Raw genomic sequence first — 19,441 nt, 5'->3', positions numbered from 1 at the left:
GGTACGTGACGACGATCCCGAACGTGCTCGCCAACCGGTACGCCTCGCCCGAGTTGGTCGCCCTCTGGTCGCCCGAGGAGAAGGTCCGGATGGAACGGCGACTGTGGCTCGCCGTGCTCCGCGCACAGCGTGACCTGGGCGTGGCGGTCCCGGACGGCGTGGTCGAGGCGTACGAGCGGGTGCTCGACCAGGTCGACCTCGCGTCGATCGCCGAGCGGGAGCGGGTCACCCGGCACGATGTGAAGGCCCGCATCGAGGAGTTCAGCGCGCTGGCCGGGCACGAGCACGTGCACAAGGGGATGACCTCGCGCGACCTCACCGAGAACGTCGAGCAGCTTCAGGTGCGTGCCTCGCTGGAGCTGATCCGGGACCGGGTGGTGGCGACCCTGGCCCGGTTGGCGTGGCTCGCGTACGAGCACTCCGAGCTGGTCATGACCGGCCGCTCGCACAACGTCGCCGCGCAGGCCACCACGCTGGGCAAGCGCTTCGCGTCGGCGGCCGAGGAGCTGCTCATCGCGTACGACCGGCTGGAGGAGCTGATCGCCCGCTACCCGCTGCGCGGCATCAAGGGCCCGGTGGGCACGGCCGCCGACCAGCTCGACCTCTTCGACGGCGACGCCGACAAGGTGGCCGAGCTGGAGCGACGGGTCGCCGAGCACCTGGGCTTCTCGCGGGTGCTGGACAGCGTCGGGCAGGTCTACCCGCGCTCGCTGGACTTCGACGTGCTGGCCGCGTTGGCGCAGACCGCCGCCGCGCCGTCGTCGCTGGCCACCACGATCCGGCTGATGGTCGGCCAGGAGCTGGTCACCGAGGGATTCAAGCCGGGTCAGGTCGGTTCCAGCGCGATGCCGCACAAGATGAACACCCGTTCGTCCGAGCGGGTGAACGGCTTCGCGGTCATCATCCGGGGTTACCTGTCGATGGTCGGCGAACTGGCCGGCGACCAGTGGAACGAGGGGGACGTCTCCTGCTCGGTGGTCCGTCGGGTCGCTCTGCCGGACGCGTTCTTCGCCGCCGACGGGCTGTTCCAGACGTTCCTCACCGTGCTCGACGAGTTCGGCGCGTACCCGGCGGTGATCAACCGGGAGTTGGAGCGCTTCCTGCCCTTCCTGGCGACCACCAAGATCCTGGTGGCGGCGGTCCGGCGGGGCGTCGGCCGGGAGGTCGCCCACGAGGTGATCAAGGAGCACGCGGTCGCGGTGGCGCTGGCCATGCGCGAGAAGGGCGCCCCGGAGAACGACCTCTTCGACCGCCTGGCCGCCGACGGCCGCCTCGGCCTGTCCCGCGCCGACATCGACACCCTGGTAGCCGACCGCACAGCCTTCGTAGGAGCGGCCAAGTCCCAGGTGGAGCAGGTAACCCGCAGAATCACCAAGGTCGTGGAAACCCACCCCAACGCCGCCACCTACACCCCACCCCCCATCCTCTAACCCCCCCCCGGTCCCCCCCGGTCCCCCCTCTTGCGCCCCGCGCCCCCTTCTGGCCCGGTGATCAAGAGGTTCGCGTCAACTTTGATCTCCCTGGTGACGCAAACCTCTTGATCACCCGAGGTGGAGGGGAGGTGGAGGGGAGGGGGAGGGGTGGGGTTTGGGCGGTCAGTCGCCGGTGGGGGTTTCGGCGGCTGTTCGCAGGGTGGGGGCGCTTGCTGGTTCGGCGATGCCGCCCAGGGACTCGGCGAAGGCGGGGTCGGTGGCGGTGTCCGCTGCCACCGCCGGCTGGTCGGGCGGCATGACCGCGGGCATCGTCGGTACGGCGACGACCGCCGTGCCGTACGCGCAGATCTCCATCCACATCTCGCCGCAGTCCCGGCTGTCGAAGCGCATACCGATCACGGCGTTCGCGCCGAGCCGCAGGGCCTCCTCGCCGAGGCGGGTCACCGAGTCGGTGCGCCACCGGGTCAGGTTGTCGGGCGCCATCGGGTCGTACGCGCCACCGCGCAGGTTCTTGACCCCCTCGCGGTACGGGTTGCGCGTCCTGGCCATCGATGACACCACCTCACCGAGAATCTGGCGGATCTCGTAGCCGGGCAGTTGCTCTGTCGTCACGACCAGCACGTTTCCGATGCTGTCAGGAGTTGCGCGACCCGATCGGGTGCCGTGTTCACCTGATCGGATGCTGCAAAACGGCGCGGCGCGGACGGCCGGCGCGGGGCCGACCATCCGCGCCGCACGGGCGCTAACCGTCAGACACCGGCCACCGAGGTGATCCAGGCCCGGTTGTACGCGACGCTGCCGTAGTTCTGGATGTTGTAGCCGTCGGCCGTGGAGGCCACGCCGACCTGCTGGCCGTTGTAGAACTGCGGGCCGCCCGAGTCGCCCCGCCAGGCGTTGCCGTTGATCCGGGTGCTGCGGATGGCCTGGCCGCCGTACGCGTCGGTGACGTTGGTGCTGGTCACCTGGACGGTGGCGGTCTTGAGCTGGCTGGACGCGGAGCAGCCGCTGTAGCAGGTCATGCCCCACCCGTAGATCGAGTTGGTCGAGCCGACCGGCGGGTTGCTGCTCGCCAGGGAGACCGTCGAGGTGCTGACGGTGCTGGACAGGCGCATGAGGGCCAGGTCGTTACGGGTGTAGGTGGCGCTGACGGTGCGGGTGACCCCACCGGAGGCGCGGTAGACGCTGCCGACCCGGACGGACATCGTGCCGCTGATGCAGTGCCGGGCGGTGAGCACCCACTGCGCGGCGATCACGCTGCCCGAGCAGGTGAACGAGCCGTTGCTCAGCACGGCGGCGGCCCAGGGGGCGGACGAGACGGTGCCGCCGCCGATGATGGGCTGGGGGCCGGCCGGGGCAGCGGACGCGCCGGACGCGGCGGCGAGGGCGCCGACCAGCGCCGTGCTGATCAGGGCGAGCAGGGGACGAACGCGCATCGGTGGACTCCTTGGGGCGGGTGGGGCCCGGGGTCGCCGGGTGCCCGGGGGCGACGACGGGAGGTCCCCATCGCCGCTGGCATCGAGCCATGTCGATGTACTGTAGGGCTGGCGGACATCGTTTTCAAGAAGCTGATCGAGTTCAGTCAATGTAACGATTCGGCTACCCGCTGCGCCGTATATGCCCTGCTGAGGCGGCCTGTGCCGGGTTGCCGCGCGCGCTCGCCGCCGGTTATGTGGATCACTGCCTGAACTGCGCCCGGCCGGTGCGTCCGCGACGGAATCTGCCAGGTACGCTGGCTGCGCTCGCCCGTTGTGGGTAGGCACCCAACTGCGTACACAGTCAGGAGTGCCCAGTGCCTCGCGTCGTCGTCGACGTCATGCTCAAGCCCGAGATCCTCGATCCGCAGGGCCAGGCCGTCGCAAACGCGCTGCCCCGGCTCGGCGTCAGCGACGTCGCCTCAGTCCGGATCGGCAGGCGGATCGAGATCGACTTCACCGGTGAACCGGACCTGGACCGGGCCCGGGAAATCGCCGACAAGCTGCTCGCCAACCCGGTCATCGAGGACTTCACCGTCCGCCTGGTCGAGACCGACGAGACCGCGGACGCCCGCTCGTGACCGCCCGGGTCGGTGTGGTCACGTTCCCCGGCTCGCTCGATGACGGGGACGCGGCCCGCGCCGTCCGGATCGCCGGCGCCGAGCCGGTCCGGCTCTGGCACGGCGACGAGAACCTGCACGGGGTGGACGCCGTCGTCCTGCCCGGCGGGTTCTCCTACGGCGACTACCTGCGCTGCGGGGCCATCGCCCGGTTCGCCCCGGTGATGGAGACGATCGTCGACGCCGCCCAGGGCGGTCTGCCGGTGCTCGGCATCTGCAACGGCTTCCAGATCCTCTGCGAGGCGCACCTGCTGCCGGGCGCGCTCACCCGCAACCAGCACCTGCACTTCCGCAACCGGGACCAGGTGCTGCGCATCGAGTCGGCCGGCACCGCGTGGACCAACGCGTTCCAGGCCGGCCAGGAGGTGCTGATTCCGGTCAAGAACGGCGAGGGCTGCTACGTCGCCGACACCGCGACGCTGGACCAGCTCGAAGCCGAGGGCCGGGTCGTCGCCCGCTACGTCGGCGGTAACCCGAACGGGTCGCAGCGCGACATCGCCGCGATCACCAACGCCGCCGGCAACGTGGTCGGCATCATGCCGCACCCGGAGCACGCGGTGGAGGCGCTCACCGGCCCCTCGCTGGACGGTCTCGGGTTCTTCACCTCGGTCCTCAAGCACCTGGTGGGGACCCCAGCGTGAGCATCGGTCAGCTCAACCGCCGCTCTGGCGGGCACGAGCGCAGCGAGGAGAGGTCATGACCACCCATCCGGACCCGGTACGGGACACTCCGGAGGCGTACTCCGCCCCGGCGCAGCCGACCGAGCCGCCGGCGCAGCCCACCGCCCCGGCGGTCGCTCCCGCGCAGCCGGCGAGCGCCGACTGGACCGACGGCGTGGACACCGTGCCCCGTGCCGGTGGCACCCCGGGCGAGCTTCAGCCGTACACCGAGCTGGGCCTGCGCGACGACGAGTACGACCGGATCCGGCAGATCCTCGGCCGCCGGCCCACCCAGTCCGAGCTGGCCATGTACTCGATCATGTGGAGCGAGCACTGCTCTTACAAGTCGAGCAAGGTGCACCTGCGTCAGTTCGGTGAGAAGGCCCCGCAGAGCGACCGCCTGCTCGCCGGTATCGGCGAGAACGCCGGTGTCGTGCAGGTCTCCGACAAGCTGGCGGTGACCTTCAAGGTCGAGTCGCACAACCACCCGAGCTTCGTCGAGCCGTACCAGGGCGCGGCGACGGGTGTCGGCGGCATCGTCCGGGACATCCTCGCCATGGGCGCCCGCCCGATCGCGGTCATGGACCCGCTGCGCTTCGGCGCGGCGGACCACCCGGACACCGCCCGGGTGCTCACCGGTGTGGTCGCCGGTGTCGGCGGCTACGGCAACTGTCTCGGCCTGCCCAACATCGGCGGCGAGCTGGTCTTCGACCCGTCCTACCAGGGCAACCCGCTGCTCAACGCGCTCTGCCTGGGCGTGCTGCCGGTCGACCGGCTGCAGAACAAGGCCGCCGCCGGCCCCGGCAACGTGGTCGTGCTGATGGGCGCGAAGACCGGCCGGGACGGCATCGGCGGCGTCTCGGTGCTGGCCAGCGCCACCTTCGACGAGGGCAGCGAGGCCCGTCGCCCGGCCGTGCAGGTCGGCGACCCCTTCACCGAGAAGCTGTTGATCGAGGCGTGCCTGGAGCTGTACGACGGCCAGCTGGTCGTCGGCATCCAGGACCTCGGTGGTGCCGGCCTGACCTGCGCGCTCACCGAGACCGCCGCCGCAGCCGGCACCGGCATGCGGGTCTGGCTGGAGCGGGTGCCGCTGCGGGAGCCCTCGATGGACCCGCACGAGATCCTGGCCAGCGAGTCCCAGGAGCGGATGCTGCTGGTCGTCGAGCCGGACAAGCTCGACGCGGTGCTCAAGACCTGCGAGAAGTGGGGCGTCCTCGGCACCGCGATCGGTGAGGTCACCGCCCCGGAGCCGGACGGCCGCCCCGGTCGCCTGCTGATCACCTGGCGGGACCACCTGGTCGTCGACGTGCCGCCGGGTTCGCTGGTGGACGACGGCCCGGTGTACGCCCGTCCGATGCGTGAACCGGCCGACCTGATCCTGCTCCAGGCAGACCGTGCCGAGACGCTGCCCCGCCCGGCCGACCCGGACGCGCTGCGGGAGACCGTGCTGCGCATGATCGCGTCGCCGAACCTGGCCGACAAGACCTGGGTCACCGAGCAGTACGACCGTTACGTGCTGGGCAACACCGTGCTCGCCCAGCCGGAGGACGGCGGCGTGATCCGGATCGACGAGCAGACCGGGCTCGGCGTGGCGCTGTCGGTGGACGGCAACGGCCGGTACGCCCGGCTCGACCCGTACCAGGGCACCAAGCTGGCCCTCGCCGAGGCGTACCGGAACGTGGCGGTGACCGGCGCGAAGCCGATCGCCGTCACCAACTGCCTCAACTTCGGCTCGCCGGAGGACCCGGGCGTGATGTGGCAGTTCGCCGAGGCCGTGCGCGGCCTGGCGGACGGCTGCCTGGAGCTGGGCATCCCGGTCACCGGCGGCAACGTCAGCTTCTACAACCAGACCGGCGCCGCGGCCATCCACCCGACCCCGGTGGTCGGTGTGCTGGGCGTGCTGGACAACGTGGCCGACCGGGTGCCGATGGGCTTCGTCCCGCGTCCCAGCGGCGACCACGACCAGCTCTACCTGCTCGGTGAGACGAACGTGGAGCTGTCCGGCTCGGAGTGGGCCTGGGTGACGCACGAGCACCTCGGCGGCATCCCGCCGCAGGTTGACCTGCTCCGCGAGAAGGCGCTGGCCGACCTGCTGGCCGAGGCCGCCCGGGTGGGCCACCTCAGCTCGGCGCACGACCTGTCCGACGGTGGTCTCGCCCAGAGCCTGGTCGAGTCCTGCCTGCGGCGTGGCGTCGGCGCCCGGATCGCCGTGCCGGAGCAGTTCGCCGAGGGCTCGATGCCCTTCGTCTACCTCTTCAGCGAGTCCGCGACGCGGGCGCTGGTGTCGGTGCCGCGTGGCCACGACAAGGCGTTCGCGGCGCTCTGCGCCGAGCGGGGCGTGCCGTTCGAGCTGATCGGTGTCACCGACCCGTCCGGCGGGGCGCTCGAGGTGCACGGGCAGTTCCGGATCGGCCTGGACGAGCTGCGCGCCGCGCACACCGAGACGCTCCCGCGCCTCTTTGGTGGCACCGCCGCCGTCGAGGCTGTGCCGTCGGCTGTCACCGAGCCCGCCGTCGCCGAGGTGCCCGCCCCGGCCGCCGGCGTGGCGGGCGCGGTCGAGGCCGTGCCGCTGCCGGCCGCCCCGGCCGAGCCGGTGGACGCGTCGGAGGTGCTCTCCGAGCCGATCGCCTCGGCCGGCCCGTCGCCACAGACCGGGGCTGTCGACCCGATCGGGTCGCAGCAGCCGTCCGAGTCTGGTTCCGGTGCCACCGAGCCGTCGCCTGACGAGCGCTGAGGCGTTGACGGCGGCCGTCTACGGCCAGCCCGGGTCAGGCGCCAGGTTCGACTGGGGCCTGACCGGGGCGGCCGAACTCGGCCGGGTCTGCGCGGCGCTGGTGGTGGTGGACGTGCTCTCGTTCACCACCGCCGTGGAGGTGGCGGTCGCCCGGGGTACGCGGGTGCACCCCTTCCCGTGGGGTGAGCAGGCCGCCGAGTACGCGCTGCGGGTCGGCGCGGTGGCGGCGGTCGGCCGTCGCCGGGTGACAGCCGACCACCCGTGGTCACTCTCACCCGCCGCGCTGAGCGCCGCGCCGACCGTCGCGGACCTGGTGCTGCCCTCGCCGAACGGCTCGGCCATCAGCGCCGCCGCCAGCGCCACCGGGCTACCGGTGGTCGCGGCGTGCCTGCGTAACGCGCGCGCCGTCGGGCGTTGGCTGCGCCGCCAGGGGTACGGCACGACGGACGCCCCGATCGGCGTCATCGCCTCCGGGGAGCGCTGGCCGGACGGGTCGCTGCGCCCCTGCGTCGAAGACCAACTCGGTGCGGCGAGCGTGCTGGACGCTCTGTCCGGGGTGCCGGGCGGTCTCTCCGTGGAGGCGGCCATGGCGCTCGCCGCGCTGGCCAGCACTCCGGACGTACCCGCCGCGGTACGCGGCAGCGTCTCCGGCCGGGAGTTGACCGAGGGCGGCTTCGAAGCCGACGTCGACGTCGCCGTCCAGGTCGGCGTGTCCGAGGTCGTGCCGGTCCTCCGCCAGGGCGTCTTCTCCGCCGCCTGACCCACCCCGCACAGCACCCGCCCCCCGCAGCTCCCGTCCCCGGACGCCCGCCCCGGTGGCACCCATCCCGGCGGCACCCGCCCCGGTGGCGCCCACGGCGATGATCATGAAGTTATCGCCCCGACACGCCGTGCGCGTGGGCAATAACTTCGTGATCGACGAGGTGGGACCGGGTGGGGGTGGGTGGGGGTTACGGCGAACGGCCGCCCGGTCTTCCGGGCGGCCGTTCGCGGTGCGCTGTGGGTAGTGCTGGTGTTAGTCGTCCAGCCAGTCGAGCCGGCGGCCGCCGCGCTCGGTGGGCGGGGGACTGTCCGGACGGGCCCGGCCACCCTGCTGCTGCTGGCCGTAGCCGCCCTGGTCGTAGCCCCGGTCGTCGTAGCTGCCGCGTTGCTGCGGGGGCTCCTGGCCGTAGCCGCCCTGGTCGTACCCGCCGCCAGTCTGGCCGTAGCCGCCCTGGTCGTAGCCCCGGTCGTCGTAGCCGCCGCGTTGCTGCGGGGGCTCCTGGCCGTAGCCGCCCTGGTCGTACCCGCCACCGGTCTGGCCGTAGCCGCCCTGGTCGTACGCGTTGGTCTGCTGGCCGTAGCCGCCCGTCGGCTCCGCCCCACGACCGCCGCCGTACGGGGCGGTCGGGTCGGGCTGGCCGTAGCCCTGGCCCTGCTCCGGCTGGTACACGCCGGTGGCGTACGGGTCGGCCGGCGCCGGGTACTGGGTGCTGTCGCCGGTGTACCGGCCGGTCGGCTCGTCGAAGCGCTCGCCGTAGCCGCCGGCTGCCCCACCGGCGGGAGCCGGCGGGTAGCCGCCCGCGCCGGCCGGCGCGGTGTAGTCACGGCTGCCGTAGCCGCTACCCGAGGAGGGCGCGCCGCCGTAGCCACCATCCGGGGCCGCCGCGCCGCCGTAGCCACCATCCGGGGCCGCCGCGCCGCCGTAGCCCGCGCCGGAGCCGGGTGCGGCGCCGTAGCCGTCCGCGCCACCGCCGTAGCCGCCGTCCGGCGTTGCCCCGGTGCCGTAGCCGCCACCCGAGGCGGGGGCGTTGCCGTAGCCGCCGTAGCCGCCCTGGCCGGGCTCGTCGTCGTAGCCGGTCCCGCCCCAGCCCTGCTGGCCCGCCGCGCCGTAGGGCTGCGCTGGCGCGCCGTACGGGTCCGGCGGGACGTCGTCGACGACCGGGCGGTGCATCATGGTCGGCGCCTCGCTCAGCGCCGCGCCGCCGACCATGGTCGGGTCGGGCGCGCCACCGGGGCGGTTGACCACCCGGGTCTGGTCGTCGGCCCCGCGGAAGGCCCCACGGGCCGCCGGCACCGCGCCGCCGGCACCGGCAGCGCCGGCCGCCGCCGGCTCGTCATCGTCGTCGCCGCTCTCGCGGCGCTTCATCCACAGCAGGACGATCGTGCCGACGCCGGCCGCGACGAGCAGGCCGCCGAGCAGGATGATCAGGTACGAGCCGAAGCCGCCGCCGTCGTCCTCCTTGCTGGCGTTCGCCGGGGCGCCCGGGCTGGCCTCCTCGGAGGGTTGGTCCTCGGCACCCTCCTCGGTCGCCTCGTCGGTGGGGGTGGCGTCGGCGGTGGGCGACGGGGTGGCGCTCGGCGTCACCTCGACCTTGATCTCCAAGGTGATCCGCTGGCCGGTGATGGTCTGCCCGGCGTTCGCGGTGAAGCTCTTGAACGCCTTGATGTTTTCGGAGGACGCACCCAGGTCGATCCGACCGGGAGTGATCGGGCTCTGACTGCTGCCCGTGAACTTGAAGTTGCCACTGCCATCGGCGACGGCGTCGTAGCGGTGACCGGCGGTGTCCTGGAGGAGGACGAACGCGTTCGGCACCGGCTCGCCGTCGGCCTTCTTGACCACCTTGCCGGAGACCGACTTCACCGTCTGGTTCTGCTGCGGCGGGGGCGGCGATGCGGCCTTCGCGGTGAGGTTGACCGTGGTCGAACCCTGTCCGTTTCCGAGGCCGGCGCTGGCCCTGACGGTGACGCGAGCGGACCCGTTCGAAGCGTCGTCCGCCACCTTGAACTTGGCCGTGTAGGTCTTGGCCTCGGTCACGTTCCCCTGCGAGCAACCATCGATGCACTGAAGCTTGGGGTTGTCAGAACTGACAGTTACATCGGCGGGAACTGGTTGGTCGTCGAAGCTGAGCGTGTAGCTCACTGTCGTCTCGCCGCCCGCTTGGACGGTGCCCGGGGAGGCTGAGACGTTTGTGACCTTGGGAGCGGCCATTGCTGGTGTGGCGGGGACGGCGAGCAGAGCGCCGGCAACCAGCGCTGCGACCACACCGGCCCGCTGCTTCCAGGCACGTCGGTGTGTTGACACGTCCACCGCCTTCCGGGCTGACGTCCCTCGACCGGCGGGGCGCCGGGCCGGGGATCATCACGGTACGAATACGCCGTCGGCCACTATGCCTTGTCTCACTGGATCGGCGCGACCCAGGGCCAACGTCAGGTGCTCCACCTGTGGGTCGTATCGTCCCGTCGTGTCCTCTCCGCACAGTAAGTCCGCCGCCGTCGTGGCGGCTCTGTCGGCGCTTGACGAGGGGCGTACGCCCGAACGGCCGGTACTCCGGGAGGCGGTCCGGTCCTTGTTGGCCGTCCTCACGGAGCGCGCCCCCGGCCGATCGGTGGAGGTGCGCGTTCCACCATACGGTGCGATCCAGTGCGTCCCCGGTCCTCGACACACCAGAGGAAACCCGCCGAACGTGGTCGAGATGTCGCCGCAGACCTGGTTGGAGCTCGCCACCGGTCGGCTCGGGTGGGCCGACGCGGTCACCGATGGACGTGTTCAGGTGAGCGGCATTCGGGCGGACATCTCGGCCTATCTGCCCCTCTAGCTGCGCCGATGTCCGAGTGATCGTGACTCTCGGCAGGGAAATCGTGACTATCTGTATTGACGCTGACTCGCGTACACTGTCAGGCGACGAGAGTGGTCCCGGCCGAGAAGTGTGGATCCGACCCGTGATCCCCGCCAGGCCGGTCCAGACCAGCATGAGGGAGCGGTAGTGCCCCGAGGCGACGGCCGGCTGAGCCACGACCTTGACCCCCAACGACCTGGCCCCCAGGATGCCTGCGGCGTCTTCGGCGTGTGGGCCCCCGGCGAAGAGGTCGCGAATCTGACCTACTTCGGCCTCTACGCCCTGCAGCACCGCGGCCAGGAGGCGGCGGGCATCGCGGTCAGCGACGGCTCGGGCGTGGTGGTCTACAAGGATCTCGGCCTGGTGGCCCAGGTCTTCGACGAGCCCACCCTGGCCAGCCTGCGCGGCCACCTGGCGATCGGGCACGCCCGATACTCCACGACCGGCGCGTCCAACTGGGAGAACGCCCAGCCGACCATCCGGTCGACCGATTCCGGCACGACCATCGCGCTGGCCCACAACGGCAACCTGGTCAACACCGCCGAGTTGGAGAAGGAGGTCGCCGAGCGCGGCCTGGTCGCGGACGGCTCGACCAACGACACCTCGCTGGTGACCATGCTGCTGGCCAGCCGCCCCGACCTGTCGGTCGAGGCCGCCGCGCTCGAGGTGCTGCCGCAGCTACGTGGGGCGTTCAGCTTCGTCTTCATGGACGAGTCGACGCTGTACGCGGCCCGCGACCCGCACGGCGTACGCCCGCTGGTGCTCGGCCGGCTGGAGCGTGGCTGGGTGGTCGCGAGCGAGACCGCCGCGCTGGACATCGTCGGCGCGAGCGTGGTGCGCGAGATCGAGCCCGGCGAACTGATCGCGATCGACGAGGAGGGGCTGCGGTCCACCCGCTTCGCCGCGCCCGAGCCGAAGGGCTGCCTCTTCGAGTACGTCTACATCGCCCGCCCCGACGCGACCATCGCCGGGCGGAACGTGCACGCGGCGCGGGTGCAGATCGGCCGCCAGTTGGCCAAGGAGCATCCGGTCGAGGCCGACCTGGTCATCCCGGTGCCCGAGTCCGGCACCCCGGCCGCGATCGGGTACGCGGAGGCGTCCGGTATCACCTACGGCGCGGGCCTCATGAAGAACCCGTACGTGGGGCGGACCTTCATCCAGCCGTCGCAGACCCTGCGTCAGCTCGGCATCCGACTCAAGCTCAACCCCCTGCGGCAGAACGTGCGTGGCAAGCGGCTGGTGGTCGTGGACGACTCGATCGTGCGCGGCAACACGCAGCGGGCCATCGTCCGGATGTTGCGCGAGGCGGGGGCGCTCGAGGTGCACGTCCGGATCTCCTCCCCGCCGGTGAGTTGGCCGTGTTTCTACGGCATCGACTTCGCCACCCGGGCGGAGCTGTTGGCCAACGGGTTGGACAACGACGGCATCCGGCGTTCCATCGGCGCCGACACGCTGGGTTACGTATCGCTTCCCGGCCTGATCGCCGCGACCGAGCAGCCGAAGACCCGGCTGTGTCGGGCGTGTTTCGATGGGGAGTACCCGATCGAGCTGCCGGCCGGCAACCTGATCGGCAAGCATGTGCTCGAAGGGATGGGCCGCTGGGTCGCCAACGCGCCGCCGGAGGCCCCGGAGAGCTTCGGCTCGCTCGTCGCCACTCCGGGTGGCGTGACCGCAAACCGCCCGTAGCACCAACCGGCGCGGCCCGGCCACCGCCGGCGCGGCACCGAGAACCACAAAAGGGGAGAACCGTGACGCACGTGTCCGAGCGCAGCGGCGCAGGAAGCAGCCCGAACGGCGCTGGCAGCGACCACCAGCCGTGGACGGGCGGTGCCGGCCGCCAGCGGGGCAAGCGTTCCGTCTCGTACGCCGACGCCGGGGTCTCCATCGACGCGGGCGACCGCGCGGTCGAGCTGCTGAAGTCGAAGGTGCGCGAGACCCGGCGCCCCGAGGTGCTGGGTGACCTCGGCGGCTTCGCCGGCCTGTTCCGCCTGGACACGAAGAAGTACAAGAACCCCATCCTGGCGTCCTCGACCGACGGTGTGGGCACCAAGCTGGTCATCGCCCAGCAGATGGACATCCACGACACGGTCGGCATCGACCTGGTCGCGATGGTCGTCGACGACCTGGTCGCCTGCGGCGCGGAGCCGCTGTTCCTGCTCGACTACATCGCCACCGGCGAGGTCGTTCCGGACAAGGTGGCCGAGATCGGCGCGGGCATCGCCGACGGCTGCCGGTACGCGGGCTGCGCGCTGCTGGGCGGGGAGACCGCCGAGCACCCCGGTGTGCTGCGCCCGGACGAGTACGACATCTCCGCGACCGGCGTCGGTGTGGTCGAGGAGGCCGACATCCTCAGCCCGGAGCGCGTCGAGGTGGGTGACGTCGTCATCGCCATGCGCTCCTCCGGCCTGCACTCCAACGGCTACTCGCTGGTCCGGCACGTGCTGCTCGGCGCCGCCCGGATGCGACTGGACATCGTGATCGACGACTTCGGCCGGCAGCGGACCCTCGGTGAGGAGCTGCTGACCCCCACCAAGATCTACGCCAAGGACTGCCTCAAGCTGATCGAGGAGGCCGAGGTGCGGGCGCTGTCGCACATCACCGGCGGTGGCATCCCGGGCAACCTGGTGCGGGTGCTTCCCGAGCACGTCGACGCGGTGGTCAACCGGTCCACCTGGAAGCCGCAGCCCATCTTCGACCTGATCCAGTCGAAGGGCCGGATCGACGACCAGGACATGGAGTCGACGTTCAACATGGGCGTCGGCATGTTCGCGATTGTCTCGGCCGAGGACGCCGATCGCGCCCTGGCCACGCTGACCGGTCGTGGGGTCGAGGCCTGGCAGGCGGGCGAGATCATCGAGGGCACCGGCAACGTGCAGATGGTGGGTCAGCACACCCGCGGCTGATCACGCTCCGGTGACCGTACGGGCACCTGATCAGGGCTTCACCCGAGTGGCCGGCGCCGCCTAGCCTGAAAGGCTCGGGCTGGGCGGAGGAGGGTGATGGCTGCTGGGGAACCGACGTTCAGCGGGATGCGCGGGCTGGCCGCCGTCCCGTCGTACGTCGTCATGCAGCCCACCACGCTGTGCAACCTCGACTGCGCGTACTGCTACCTGCCGTTCCGGTCCGCCGACCGGCGGATGTCGGTGCCGGTGGCCGAGGCGGTGGCGGCGGCGGTCAACCCGTGGGCGGCCTCCGGGCGCTTCTCCGTCGTGTGGCACGGCGGCGAGCCGCTGGCGGCCGGTCGGGAGCACCTGGCCGCCCTGATCGCGCCCTTCGGGCCCGAGGTCGAACACCACGTGCAGACGAACGCCACGTTGATCGACGACGAGTGGTGCGAGTTCTTCGCCCGGCACGAGATGCGGGTCAGCGTGAGCGTGGACGGGCCGCGTGAGCGCAACGGCGACCGGGTCAACCGTGGCGGTCAGCCGGCGTACGACCGGATCCTGCGTGGTGTGGCCGCGCTGCGCCGGCACGACCTGCCCTTCTCCGCGCTGGCCGTGGTGTCCCGGCCGACGCCGGGCCTCGCCGCGGAGCTGTACGACTACTTCCTCGATCTGGGCTGCGACGTGCTGGGCATCAACATCGAGGAGACCGAAGGGGTCAACACCCGCGACAACAGCCACGACCCGGCGGCGGTGACCACGTTCTGGGCCGAACTGGTGGCGGCCTGGCGGCGGGCGCCCCGGATCCACCTGCGCGAGGTCGAGTGGTCGCTGCGGTACGCGGCGGCGGTCCTCGACGGCACGGCGGACGGTGTGCTGCCCCGCCGGCTGGATCCGATACCCACCATCGGGCACGACGGCTCGGTGACGGTGCTCTCCCCGGAGTTGGCCGGCTTCACCGACCCGCGCTACGGCGACTTCAGCAGTGGGAACGTGCTGACCACTCCGCTGGCCCGGATCCTGGCCGGTGCCGCGTCGACCTCGTGGGTCGGCGAGTTCCTGACGGGGGTGGAAGCGTGTCGGGTGTCGTGCCCGTATTTCGGCTTCTGTGGTGGCGGTCACGCTGCCAACCGTTACTTCGAGCTGGGGCGTTTTGACGGTACGGAGACCGAGCACTGCCGCAACAGCAAGATCCGCCTATTGGAGGGAGTGTTGGAGCATGCCCGAGATCACCAGTCACCGGCGGCCTGAACGCGAAGCGGACGATGCCCCGGACGACGTCACCGAGCGCGTGCGGGAGGCCGCCCCCGGGCTTGTCGCGCTGTTGCAGGAGGCCGCGGACGCACGGCGGCTACGGGCCGAGGTGGCGGGCGGAGACGGCGTCAGCGCGGTCTGCGCGTGGAACCACTTCGAGAACATCCCGACGTTCTACAACTGGAACAACCGGCCGCGCTAGGGCGGCCGTGATCAGGGGCCTGTCGGCCAGACGGGGTAGTCCCCGGCCAGGGCAGGCCCCTGATGATCGGCACCGATCTCGCTCCCGAAGGACACATGCGTGAGCACGCGGGGGTTACCGCGTGCTCAACTACGTCGAGAGGTCAGCGGGTCGGACGGACCCAGGGATCGGGGTCGTCGTCCGCGTGATTCTCATCATCGTCGTCGACGAACTCTTTTGAGTCGTCGTCGAAGTGGTGCTCAGACTTACCAGCACCCGCCAGTTCGCGCTGCAAGGCGGTGAGGTCGGTGTTCGGGGAGTGGTACTTCAACTCCCGGGCCACCTTCGTCTGCTTGGCCTTAGCACGGCCGCGCCCCATGGCTCGACCCCCTCGCACAGAATGCGGGGCAGCCCGAAGGCGGGCCCCGATGACGTCAGGCATCTCTCGTGGCTCTTACGGTACATGGGGATGCCATCGTTCGGCACCTCGGGTTACCGTCAGCCGGCTCTGCGCGTCGCGGCGATCCGGCCGTCACCCAGTGTACCTGGTAAGGAGCGGAACGGAGAGCACCCGTGACACCGGGCAAAACACGCCAAACTTGACCCGGGCCTCAGCCTACCGAGTCGGGCCGGTACAGGAGGCCCGGAGGCGGATCCCGGTCGATCCGCCTCCGGGATGCCTCAGCGCAGGTGGATCGTGCGCAGCCGACCGACCTCGGCCATCCGCCGCTCGGCCAGCCGGTCCGCGGCGACCGCGGGCGGCACGCCCTCGTCGTCCGCCAGGCGCAGGATCTCCCGGGTGGTGTCGTAGATCCGGGTGGCCCGCAGCTTCGCCCGGTCGAAGTTGAAGCCCTCGATCTCGTCGGCCACCTGGATCACGCCGCCGGCGTTGACCACGTAGTCCGGCGTGTAGAGGATGCCGCGGTCGGCCAGCAGCTTCTCGATCCCCGGGTGCGCGAGCTGGTTGTTCGCCGCGCCGGTCACCACCTTGGCGCGCAGCGCCGGAACGGTGTCGTCGTTCAGCGCGCCGCCCAGCGCGCAGGGGGCGTACACATCGATGTCCGCGGCGACCAGCGCGCTGGCGTCGTCCACCAGGGTGACCTGCGGGTGGTTGGCGCGTACCCAGGCCAGGGCCTTCGGGTTGACGTCCGTGGCGACCACCTCGGCGCCGTCGTCCAGCAGGTGCCCGGTCAGGTATTTACCGACCTTGCCCAGGCCCGCCACGCCGACCCGGCGACCGTTCAGGCTCGGCGTGCCCCAGACGTGCTCGGCGGCCGCCCGCATCCCCTGGAACACGCCCCAGGCGGTGAGGATCGACGAGTCGCCGGCGCCACCGTGCTCCACGCTGCGGCCGGTCACGTAGCGGGTCTCGCGGGCGATGATGTCCATGTCGGGCACGTAGGTGCCGACGTCGCAGGCGGTGTAGTAGCGGCCCGCCAGCGACTCCACGAAGCGGCCGTACGCGCGCAGCAGCGCCTCGCTCTTGATCTGCTCCGGGTCGCCCCAGATGACGGCCTTGCCGCCGCCCAGGTCCAGGCCGGCGAGCGCGTTCTTGTACGCCATCCCACGGGACAGGTCGAGCACGTCGGCGAGGGCGTCGTCCTCGCTGGCGTACGGGTAGAAGCGGGTGCCGCCGAGCGCGGGCCCCAGCGCGGTGGAGTAGATCCCGATGATCGCCTTGAGGCCGCTCTGCTTGTCCTGGCAGAAGACGACCTGTTCGTGACCGGTCGATACCGGGTCGTCGGTGCTCGCGAATACGCCCATGACTGGCTCCTACGATGGTGTGCGTTCCTTGTGGGACGCGGACCTGGTGGACCCCGGCGGGGATGCTGCCGGTGTGATCGAGCCTAGTATCGGCCGCCGTGCGACCGCCCGACGTGCCGCCGCCGTCCCACGGTGCGGGGCGCGCGGTCCGCACCGCTGGCCGCGCCGGGGTGCGGTTCATGGGAGGATCGCGCGGTGCCGTCGCTCTTCGCTTCTTACCTGCGCGTGTACGAGCCGCTGACCGCCTTCGACCGGGACCGGCAGAGTTACTGGCGTCGCTATGTCTCGGAGGGACGGGCGATCGCCCCGGTCGAGGGACCCGGCCGGCAGCGGACGGCGGTGATCGAGGCGCTGGGCGCGGGCTGGACCCGCCTACCCGACCTGCCCGAGGAGGCGTACGTCCTGGAGACGGACGACAGCCTGCTGGTCTGCCCCTGGAACCTGCGCATCCGGGTCGCTGAGGCGGCGCTCAACGCCCGGGACGGGGTGCCCCCGGTGCTTGCCGACGCCTTCGTGCCGCCGGTGCTCGCCGGGCAGGCCCGAGCGGTCGTCGACGACTGGCGCAGCGGCGCCCGGGTTCTGGAGCACGGGGTGCCCCGGGTGCACGAGCAGATCGCCACCTGGGGCGTACCCCTGCGGTGGTTCGTGCTCTTCGACCCGACCGAGCGGGACCTCGTCACCCAGCCGGGCCGGCGGGCGCTGCGCTACCGGACGGAGATCTCCAAGGCTCGTCGTCGTTCGTCCCGGGCGTTGTCGGTGCTGCGTAAGTCGGTGGGTGAGGCGCCGATCACCGAGGCGGTCCAGGAGGCGGCGCGCTGGCTCGAGGAGTTCCACCCGGGCTCGGTGGTGGAGCTGGACTACGGCGGCCTCGTCGACCTGCTCTCCGATGAGACTCTCGCCGCCGACGACTCGCCGGAGCTGGTCGCCGGTGGCCTCGCGGGCCTGTCGCGGGGGGAGGCGGACGAGGCGTCGGCCGCGTACGACAAGTTGGTGGCCCGCTGGCGCGCGGTGCAGCTTCTGGAGCGGTGCAACTAGGGCAAATCGCCCCTAGGAGCGCTCCCAAAGCGAGGGTGTCTCGTAGTTGACGCATCACGAACCGTGATCATGAGTCCGAATAAGGTACTTTCTGCCGTGTAAAAGTCGTAAAAATCGGGCATGGTTCATCCGTCCGTCTAGGGACCTTCATCCGTTCGGCCCATGTCGGACATCGGGGACTAGCCGGACCATGGGAGACGCGTCGGCCGGCGGGACCCCGGCCGATGTCTATACATGTGGAGGAGTGACCGATGGCATCGCGAACGCACGAACCAGAGCCGCTGCTCACACCGGCCGAGGTGGCGTCGATGTTCCGTGTCGACCCGAAGACGGTGACCCGGTGGGCGAAGGCGGGCAAGCTCAGCGCCATCCGCACCCTGGGTGGCCACCGTCGATACCGCGAGTCGGAGGTCAGGGCGCTGCTACAGGGCCAGATCCCGCAGCAGCGGCAGGGCGACTGACCCGATAGAGGTTTCCGGAAAGGGGCGGTGGATTTCGATCCACCGCCCCTCTTCATGTCCGCTCAGCTCCGACGGTGGCGCGTCAGTCCGTGTCGGGGCCGGTCAACGTCACCCGGATGCCGACCGTGCCGCCCTCACCGCGACGGAACCGGCTGCCCAGCAGGCTCAGCCGACCGATCAGGCGGTACTTGTGCTTGAGCAGGTCGCGAACCCGGCCCGTGTCGCGGCCACCGTAGAGGCTCGCGTGGGCGGGCACCTCCGCGCCGTGCGGCCGGCCCCGCACGTCGCACGGCGCAACAGTCACCTCGCCGTTGTGGTGGATCCGCTTGACCTTCCCCGAGTCGGCGCGGGTCCACACCGCCAACGCGTCGCCGTCGCGGACCGCCCAGACCGGGGTCGGCACCGCCCGGCCGTCCTTGCGGAAGGTCGTGAGCAGGATGTACTTCTCGGCCGACAGTCGGTCCAGCGTGGTCACGCCGCCAGGATAGGCCGCTGCGGGCCACTGAGCGGCCAGATAGCGTGAACGGCGTGACGGGGGAGCCTGGAATTGGTGACGTTGTCGGTGAACTGCTGCGGGACACGCTCGCCGTGGCGACCGGGGTCGGGCCCCGGCCGATGGTCGGCGGTCGGCTGCCCCGGCCGGTCATCGAGATCATCGAGCGGGACGACGGCCTGATCAACGGCGCTCCGGCGGCGCACTACCTCGACGGGCCGGCCGACTGGCAGCCGTACGACCACCGGGCCGTCGACCGGGCCCGGGGCGAGACGCTTGACGTCGGCACCGGGGCCGGCCGGATCGCGCTGCTGCTCCAGGAGCGCGGCGTACCCGTCACCGGCCTCGACACGTCGGCGGGCGCCCTCGACGTGAGCCGACGGCGTGGCGTACGGCGGCTGGTGCACGCAACGGTGGACACGCACGTCGCCGACGGCCGGCGCTACGACACGTTCCTGCTGCTCGGCAACAACCTCGGGCTGTTCGAGGGGCGCGAGCGGGCCCCGGCGTTCCTCGCCGCGCTCGCCGCGCTGGCCCGACCGGGAGCACAGATCATCGCGCACGGCACCAACCCGTACGGCACCCGCGACCCCGTGCACACCGGCTACCACGAGCGCAACCGACGCCGGGGGCGGCTCGGCGGCCAGCTCCGGCTCCGGCTGCGCTACCGGGAACTCGGCACCGAATGGTTCGACTACCTGGTCTGCTCGCCGGACGAGTTCGCCGAGCTGGTGCACGGCAGCGGCTGGCGGTTGATCGATGTGGACGACCGCGACGCCCCCTACTACCTGGCCACCCTGCGCCTCGCCGGCTGAGCGACGGCTCCCGCGCCGCGACGGACGCGGGAGCCGTCG

19 protein-coding genes are annotated in these 19,441 nt (G+C 71.5%); 13 read left to right on the top strand and 6 right to left on the bottom strand.

All coding sequences use genetic code 11. From position 1 onward, the window contains the following. The first annotated feature begins 5 nt into the window (after window positions 1-5). The gene (gene purB / locus AB0J36_RS10290; protein ID WP_357132151.1) at window positions 6-1,430 is read left to right on the top strand and encodes an adenylosuccinate lyase; all 1,425 of its coding nucleotides are present in this window, start codon (window positions 6-8) and stop codon (window positions 1,428-1,430) included. A 165-nt stretch (window positions 1,431-1,595) separates the two neighbouring features. Here purB and AB0J36_RS10285 read toward each other — a convergent pair whose 3' ends face one another. Then, entirely contained in the window at window positions 1,596-2,159 is a 564-nt protein-coding gene (locus tag AB0J36_RS10285; RefSeq protein ID WP_357132148.1) for a YbjQ family protein, read from the bottom strand. A gap of 23 nt (window positions 2,160-2,182) precedes the next feature. After that, the gene (locus tag AB0J36_RS10280) at window positions 2,183-2,866 is read right to left on the bottom strand and encodes a trypsin-like serine protease (RefSeq protein ID WP_355245595.1); all 684 of its coding nucleotides are present in this window, start codon (window positions 2,864-2,866) and stop codon (window positions 2,183-2,185) included. Window positions 2,867-3,222: 356 nt separating this feature from the next. Here AB0J36_RS10280 and purS point away from each other — a divergent pair, with 356 nt between their 5' ends. From purS to AB0J36_RS10260, 4 genes are read left to right on the top strand one after another with little or no spacing between them, the layout of a single operon-like run. Then, window positions 3,223-3,486, top strand: coding sequence for a phosphoribosylformylglycinamidine synthase subunit PurS (purS, locus tag AB0J36_RS10275; protein ID WP_007454310.1), 264 nt, complete (start codon window positions 3,223-3,225; stop codon window positions 3,484-3,486). Next, window positions 3,483-4,166, top strand: coding sequence for a phosphoribosylformylglycinamidine synthase subunit PurQ (gene purQ, locus AB0J36_RS10270; protein ID WP_355048413.1), 684 nt, complete (start codon window positions 3,483-3,485; stop codon window positions 4,164-4,166). Before purS ends, purQ begins: the two co-directional genes overlap by 4 nt. A 55-nt stretch (window positions 4,167-4,221) precedes the next feature. Beyond that, entirely contained in the window at window positions 4,222-6,918 is a 2,697-nt protein-coding gene (gene purL, locus AB0J36_RS10265) for a phosphoribosylformylglycinamidine synthase subunit PurL (RefSeq protein WP_357132140.1), read from the top strand. Window positions 6,919-6,922: 4 nt separating this feature from the next. Next, window positions 6,923-7,678 carry a 2-phosphosulfolactate phosphatase gene (locus tag AB0J36_RS10260; RefSeq protein WP_357132267.1) on the top strand — a complete coding sequence of 252 codons (756 nt, stop codon included), beginning with the start codon at window positions 6,923-6,925 and terminating at the stop codon, window positions 7,676-7,678. 255 nt (window positions 7,679-7,933) lie between these two features. On the opposite strand, the gene AB0J36_RS10255 is transcribed toward AB0J36_RS10260, so the two are convergent. Beyond that, window positions 7,934-9,715: a carboxypeptidase-like regulatory domain-containing protein gene (locus AB0J36_RS10255; protein WP_357395043.1), complete on the bottom strand. Its 1,782-nt coding sequence runs from the start codon at window positions 9,713-9,715 to the stop codon at window positions 7,934-7,936. Between the two features lie 427 nt (window positions 9,716-10,142). Here AB0J36_RS10255 and AB0J36_RS10250 point away from each other — a divergent pair, with 427 nt between their 5' ends. From AB0J36_RS10250 to amcA, 5 genes are all read left to right on the top strand, one after another. After that, the gene (locus AB0J36_RS10250; RefSeq protein ID WP_357132134.1) at window positions 10,143-10,496 is read left to right on the top strand and encodes a sterol carrier family protein; all 354 of its coding nucleotides are present in this window, start codon (window positions 10,143-10,145) and stop codon (window positions 10,494-10,496) included. A gap of 168 nt (window positions 10,497-10,664) precedes the next feature. Then, complete coding sequence (gene purF, locus AB0J36_RS10245; RefSeq protein WP_363660416.1) at window positions 10,665-12,203, top strand: amidophosphoribosyltransferase; 1,539 nt, start codon at window positions 10,665-10,667, stop codon at window positions 12,201-12,203. Between the two features lie 62 nt (window positions 12,204-12,265). After that, the gene (gene purM / locus AB0J36_RS10240; RefSeq protein WP_355048408.1) at window positions 12,266-13,420 is read left to right on the top strand and encodes a phosphoribosylformylglycinamidine cyclo-ligase; all 1,155 of its coding nucleotides are present in this window, start codon (window positions 12,266-12,268) and stop codon (window positions 13,418-13,420) included. 126 nt (window positions 13,421-13,546) lie between these two features. Continuing rightward, window positions 13,547-14,650 (top strand): cyclophane-forming radical SAM peptide maturase AmcB, encoded by a 1,104-nt coding sequence (amcB, locus tag AB0J36_RS10235; protein ID WP_357171825.1) that lies wholly within the window; start codon window positions 13,547-13,549, stop codon window positions 14,648-14,650. After that, window positions 14,619-14,855, top strand: coding sequence for a multiple cyclophane-containing RiPP AmcA (gene amcA / locus AB0J36_RS10230; protein WP_357132129.1), 237 nt, complete (start codon window positions 14,619-14,621; stop codon window positions 14,853-14,855). The genes amcB and amcA overlap by 32 nt, the downstream gene beginning before the upstream one ends. Before the next feature lie 142 nt (window positions 14,856-14,997). On the opposite strand, the gene AB0J36_RS10225 is transcribed toward amcA, so the two are convergent. Next, window positions 14,998-15,213 carry a DUF3073 domain-containing protein gene (locus tag AB0J36_RS10225; RefSeq protein WP_007454329.1) on the bottom strand — a complete coding sequence of 72 codons (216 nt, stop codon included), beginning with the start codon at window positions 15,211-15,213 and terminating at the stop codon, window positions 14,998-15,000. Between the two features lie 302 nt (window positions 15,214-15,515). Further along, on the bottom strand, window positions 15,516-16,598 hold the full coding sequence (locus AB0J36_RS10220; protein WP_357395045.1) for a Glu/Leu/Phe/Val dehydrogenase: 1,083 nt from the start codon (window positions 16,596-16,598) through the stop codon (window positions 15,516-15,518). A gap of 195 nt (window positions 16,599-16,793) precedes the next feature. Between AB0J36_RS10220 and AB0J36_RS10215 the strand changes: the two genes are divergently transcribed. Continuing rightward, on the top strand, window positions 16,794-17,633 hold the full coding sequence (locus AB0J36_RS10215; protein WP_357132123.1) for a hypothetical protein: 840 nt from the start codon (window positions 16,794-16,796) through the stop codon (window positions 17,631-17,633). Between the two features lie 251 nt (window positions 17,634-17,884). After that, on the top strand, window positions 17,885-18,094 hold the full coding sequence (locus AB0J36_RS10210; RefSeq protein ID WP_007073996.1) for a BldC family transcriptional regulator: 210 nt from the start codon (window positions 17,885-17,887) through the stop codon (window positions 18,092-18,094). 82 nt (window positions 18,095-18,176) lie between these two features. On the opposite strand, the gene AB0J36_RS10205 is transcribed toward AB0J36_RS10210, so the two are convergent. Next, window positions 18,177-18,569, bottom strand: a complete 393-nt coding sequence (locus AB0J36_RS10205) for a PPOX class F420-dependent oxidoreductase (protein ID WP_363660415.1) — start codon at window positions 18,567-18,569, stop codon at window positions 18,177-18,179. Between the two features lie 53 nt (window positions 18,570-18,622). Between AB0J36_RS10205 and AB0J36_RS10200 the strand changes: the two genes are divergently transcribed. Further along, window positions 18,623-19,402 carry a class I SAM-dependent methyltransferase gene (locus tag AB0J36_RS10200; protein WP_357132117.1) on the top strand — a complete coding sequence of 260 codons (780 nt, stop codon included), beginning with the start codon at window positions 18,623-18,625 and terminating at the stop codon, window positions 19,400-19,402. Window positions 19,403-19,441: the final 39 nt, after the last annotated feature.

Source organism: Micromonospora sp. NPDC049662 (genome assembly GCF_040675055.1).
In the GTDB taxonomy this organism is placed as follows: domain Bacteria; phylum Actinomycetota; class Actinomycetes; order Mycobacteriales; family Micromonosporaceae; genus Micromonospora.
The sequence above is the reverse complement of the archived record's forward strand: the minus strand, read 5'-3'. Positions and strand labels throughout refer to the sequence as shown.